The 4,754-nt window shown below is 40.0% G+C and carries 5 protein-coding genes; 1 reads left to right on the top strand and 4 read right to left on the bottom strand.

Annotated elements, in window-relative coordinates; translation table 11 throughout:
- The 4 genes from AB1488_10330 to AB1488_10315 all read right to left on the bottom strand — a co-directional run.
- Positions 1 to 111, bottom strand: a 111-nt coding sequence (locus tag AB1488_10330; protein ID MEW6410485.1) for a helix-turn-helix domain-containing protein, incomplete at its 3' end; no start/stop codon positions are given.
- 609 nt (positions 112 to 720) lie between these two features.
- A complete protein-coding gene (locus tag AB1488_10325; protein ID MEW6410484.1) occupies positions 721 to 1,128 on the bottom strand; it encodes a HEPN domain-containing protein in 408 nt (135 codons plus the stop codon).
- 3 nt (positions 1,129 to 1,131) lie between these two features.
- A complete protein-coding gene (locus AB1488_10320; GenBank protein MEW6410483.1) occupies positions 1,132 to 1,734 on the bottom strand; it encodes a nucleotidyltransferase domain-containing protein in 603 nt (200 codons plus the stop codon).
- Positions 1,735 to 2,303: 569 nt separating this feature from the next.
- Positions 2,304 to 3,827, bottom strand: a complete 1,524-nt coding sequence (locus AB1488_10315) for a CFI-box-CTERM domain-containing protein (GenBank protein MEW6410482.1) — start codon at positions 3,825 to 3,827, stop codon at positions 2,304 to 2,306.
- 108 nt (positions 3,828 to 3,935) lie between these two features.
- Between AB1488_10315 and AB1488_10310 the strand changes: the two genes are divergently transcribed.
- Positions 3,936 to 4,634, top strand: coding sequence for a transposase (locus tag AB1488_10310; protein ID MEW6410481.1), 699 nt, complete (start codon positions 3,936 to 3,938; stop codon positions 4,632 to 4,634).
- Positions 4,635 to 4,754 lie beyond the last annotated feature (120 nt).

The following is a 4,754-nucleotide window of genomic DNA, read 5'->3' as shown; positions in this document are numbered from 1 at the left end:
AAACCGCCACTGACCAGCGATTTTGAGGGAAGGGATTTGACCAGAGCGTGCAAGTTTATAGACGGTGTGTTCGTCCATTTGTAAATATTCAGCGACTTGTTTAACCGTCATTATTTCTTTTTCGTTCATAAAGGCAATCCTTTTCTTAAAATATAATTTTTCATAAAATCTGCCTATATAATACAAAAAAATACAATAATTGTCAAGAGAAATTTTGATAAAAATAAAAACCTTATAGGGTGGCTTGCCCCGTTAGATAGTAAGCATCTAACGAGGTGAAGGTGGGAACAGATAAACTCTGCTGATGGAATTGGCAGAGGAAAACTGCTACGCTGAAAGTGTGGCAGGATATAAAGGGAACAGTGCGAGGACGCAAAATGTGTCCGAGCCTGCGACCATTACCTTATCGGTTTTGTATTGGGTGATAGATTTCATTTTTGAATTTCAGAGGTATGGTTTGAAAGTTGTCTAATATCGGGAGCCAGTTCTTTGGATACAAACTAAAGAAACACCAAGTTTAGGGGAAGACTCCACAGGAGTTTTCCCCTGTATTTTTTTATTTTGCCCGCCCAAAAAAGAAGAATTTAAATCTTCATAATTTGTTGAAATATAAAGACTTATTTGAATCTGGTCTTGGGAATAGATAATATCTTTGATGAATTTTTTCGTCTTTAGTATAGCAAAGTGTAATGTAATCCCATATACAACTTCATCCTTTCCTTATGGTAATTGTTTTCTCACATATTCAAAAAATCTCTCACAGTCTTTTAAGACTTTTTCTGCCTCAGATTTATAAACCAATCTTTCCTCATATTCAGCCATATTCTTAATACGCAAAATTCTTAAGATTCTGTTTGCATTTGTGTTTAGTTCCTCATCATCTGCTTTGATCGTCTTAAAAAGACTTACCGCATCGTTATGGCTATCTCCTGCATAGCGTTTACCTAAAAAATACACACACATTGCATCACAGGCAGCGATACAGGAGTGAATAGCGTTTATAGTAGCTGCATTCCATTCTTGGATAGCAAAGGAGCTTTTAGCTGCATGCAGGCATTCCTCAGCCCGCTTAAGATAATTGGTGTAAAATGACTTTGCAACATCCCTTGTTCTGAATTTAGCTGTCATAACTTATCCTTTCTTTTCTGAAAATATTTCAATTCCTTTGTTAATCTCAGAGATAACCTTTAAATCTTTCCTTTGTTTCATTTCCCGCTCTGTTAAGATGTAAGGAGCTAATCTATTCCCATATACTTCAAGACATAAATTTGATAATTTCTCTATTTGCAGCTCAAGTTTCTTTTTGCTTTGCTTATCTCTAACCAAAATAAATATATCTATATCGCTGTTTACCTTTTCTGAGCCTTTGGCTACAGAGCCAAATAAAACCACTCTTTTAATTAAAGTTTTAGGTAGGTTTCTTAAAAGTATGCTTTTTAAATCCTCTATGGGTTCTCTAAGACCTGAGATGCCCTTAATTAAGCTGGATAAAACCCTGAAGGCATAGCTTTTGCGATTAACCTTCCATAGATGGGCCTTACCAACAGTAATAAAGTTTACAAGATTAAATTCAGAAAGCTCTCGCATAGTTCTATTTACGCTCATATGAGAGACTTTTAAAACAGAGGCTATTTCCCTCTCACTCATAGATGCTTCATGAGTTAGTAAGAACTTTATAATTTTAACCTTTGTCTTTGAGTTTAATACATCTAATAGTGAGACATTGAATTTCATCTCAATTCTCCTTGTAACATATCAGTTACAATTGTAACATATTTAAAGATGGTGTCAAGCTCTTTTTTGCAAAATTCATCAGCCAAAAAGTAAGCCGTGCTTTTTGCCCCAACAGGGCAAAATGCCTTATGTTGAAAACATAAGAGGCTTTACTTTTAGCGGAAAATGACTTGAACCCTCAAAAGGGGGGAGGGTGATTTGAAGCGGTGGCTGATGAATCTCTTAGAAGAATATATCATAAGTAAACTACCTTTTCAGGGGGAGCAGGCACACCCCGTAATATTCCAACTTTGTCGGAAATATGGGGCAGGCGCCGGGCGATACAAGCCGAAAGGGATGGTTTGCTCTAATTCTTTGCAATAAGGGTATTTTCAAACCTTAAATGCAGTGTGCGAAAATTGTCTAAAATCGGGAGCCAGTAAACCACGTGGGGTTTACTGCCCTGCATCCTATGTGGTGCGGGGCATAGCCCCTTTATGAACCACGTTGGGTTCATTGCCATGCATTCATAGTAGTGCATGGCAGCCCTTTTAAATAAATATGTACTATGTGTATGTTCCTTTCGTCTTTTATCGCTTGATTCTGAAAATAAAATATCCCGCAATAATTGAAACAATTAATATGATTAATATGCTGAGGAGCTTGATCTTAAATGGGGTCTTGAACATAAAGGCGCTGAACCAGACAGATGGCATGATGGCTGCCCTTACTGCCGGCTTTAAGAACTCATGTCTATCGATAAACTCAGCAATTGATGGGCTTACCTTCTCGTATAACGATACAAGCGTCTTCCCTATTTTATTGGTCATCAGATAATGGAATCGAAATTCACGGAGTAGCCAGACATAGGGTGACTTGTATGAGTCAAATGCTGAAGTGGCGATGAAACAGCCACCACCCCCTATTCCGCCCCCTGTATCAGCAATACTTGTTCTTACTCCCACGCCTGAATCCGTAGCAGAGGCAAATGTGTAGTTGAAAGAGAGCCTTACTCCTGTGACCGCACTTCCATCCGCTGTATAGGTTGAGCTATCAGAGGTTGCTGTTGTGGATGCCTGCGATCCATTCACATAACCTATAAGGTCTCCTGATGTGACACCTGTTCCAAATATAGTTTCGATTGTACCTGAAGGAACGAACATATAGAATGTCCTGTTGTCTCCAGTAGGTCCATTCACTGTGAGTCCCATCTTTGCCGACGAACCTCCAAATGTCCCTGCAGATCCAGATCCCCTGTTAGAATTAGAGTCACTGCCCGGGGCATAGGCAAATATATCACCTGGCCATGCATTCGTCCATGCAACGAGCTTCATGGCAGATGCAGGGTTTCCGAATATGGTGTCATTCGTCATTATCATCATCCCAAATGCCGAGGTTATCGTATTGTCTGTGGTATCTGCGCCTGTTGCCTGATTATCGGAATCAGTCCCACCTCTACCTCCAGCGTTCTTGGTTGTAACGGTGCTTGACTGAACCGTAAGCGTCCCATTTCCAGCAGAGGTATATGTGACTGTTGGTGTTCCCCCAAATATGGCAATCAGATGTGGTTTATTACCCTGCATATCTATGGTGAGTGTAACAGATGTCCCTTCGGCAATAGCGTTATTCAGAGAGACACAACTTATATTCCCTGGTCCGTACTGTTCACCACCCATCATCGTTGTGTTTGAATTCTTTACCCTCCATTTTCTTATCTCAGCAAGCCTTCTATCTGTCTGGGTACCGGTCGCTGCACCTGTAGTAATATTAAATAGAAAAAGTCCATACCCATTCGAATCGCCAAAGAATGAGGCATCACCCTGAACTGCATCTTGCCCAGCACCGAAGGCATTCGCAATCGCTGTATTACCATCGGTTATGTCGTTACTATCGCTACTACCTGCGGCTATATACCTGGCTGGTGTCATTGGATAGGTCGAACCTGCTGTGGCAGTTGAGCTTGGAATGACCATGTATCCGTTACCTACATTTGCCCCCAGTTGCATCCTCGTCACCTTTGGTGCTGCAGCAAAGAGATCAGATGCTGATATGAGAACAATGATAAAGATACTGATTATAATAGGTATGCTTCTGTTCTTCATTTTCTCTGCCATGGTAATTATAGTATAGACAAATGCGACTTGAGTCAAGTTTTTTTGAATCAAAAATGGGACGGTTCTATTTAATTGACAACAGATGGGACATATGATAAAATTTTGAATATGCCGAGAACAGCGAGGATAGCACCGAAGGAACATATATATCACATTCTGACGAGGGGGAATAATCGTCAGGATATATTTAAAGACGAAAAAGACTATAGGAAGTATCTTGAGATGCTTCAGAGATACAAAGAGAGATATAGGTTTAAGATGTATCATTATGTTTTGATGAGAGACCATGTTCACCTTGTAATTGAGACGACTAACAGGGGTGGGAGTCTGGCAGAGATAATGAAGGGTATAGACCTATCTTATGCACGATACTTCAAGGACAGATATAAGCACATAGGGCATTTCTGGCAGGACAGATACAAGAGCATCATAGTATCAAGGGATGATTATCTACTTGCCTGTGGGAGTTATGTTGAATTAAACCCTGTGAGGGCAGGGATAGTTGAAGATCCGAGAGGTTACAGATGGAGCAGCTACAACGCATATGCGTATGGGAAGAGAGATTTAATAGTGGATGAGCATCCAATCTATAAGAACCTGTCAGGAGACGAGATAGAACGAAGTAAGAGATACAGAGAATTTGTAAGGGGGATGCTTAAAGAGAGGGGAGCAATGAAGGGTGAGATGGACAGAAGGGTAGTATATGGTAATGAAGATTTCATAAAGGGAGTAAGTGGGGAATATAAAGTTGAGGCAGTGATAAAGCCAAAAGAGAGGCCGAGGAAAGGTGAAATGAGATATAAATAGAACCGTCAGGCTGTCCCAAAATACTTCTTAAGTTAATCCAACTTTTGTGGGTGACCTGACAATTTCTCATAAAGAGGTCCTTAGTTTATAAAAAATAACAGTTATACATAAAATCGAGTC

Source organism: Nitrospirota bacterium (genome assembly GCA_040756155.1).
GTDB lineage: Bacteria > Nitrospirota > Thermodesulfovibrionia > JACRGW01 > JBFLZU01 > JBFLZU01.
The sequence above is the reverse complement of the archived record's forward strand: the minus strand, read 5'-3'. Positions and strand labels throughout refer to the sequence as shown.

Bases quoted from the DNA above. Each gene is read 5' to 3' on its own strand.
- AB1488_10325 (MEW6410484.1), bottom strand. From the start codon at position 1,128: ATGACAGCTAAATTCAGAACAAGGGATGTTGCAAAGTCATTTTACACC.
- AB1488_10310 (MEW6410481.1), top strand. From the start codon at position 3,936: ATGCCGAGAACAGCGAGGATAGCACCGAAGGAACATATATATCACATT.
- AB1488_10315 (MEW6410482.1), bottom strand. From the start codon at position 3,827: ATGGCAGAGAAAATGAAGAACAGAAGCATACCTATTATAATCAGTATC.
- AB1488_10320 (MEW6410483.1), bottom strand. From the start codon at position 1,734: ATGAAATTCAATGTCTCACTATTAGATGTATTAAACTCAAAGACAAAG.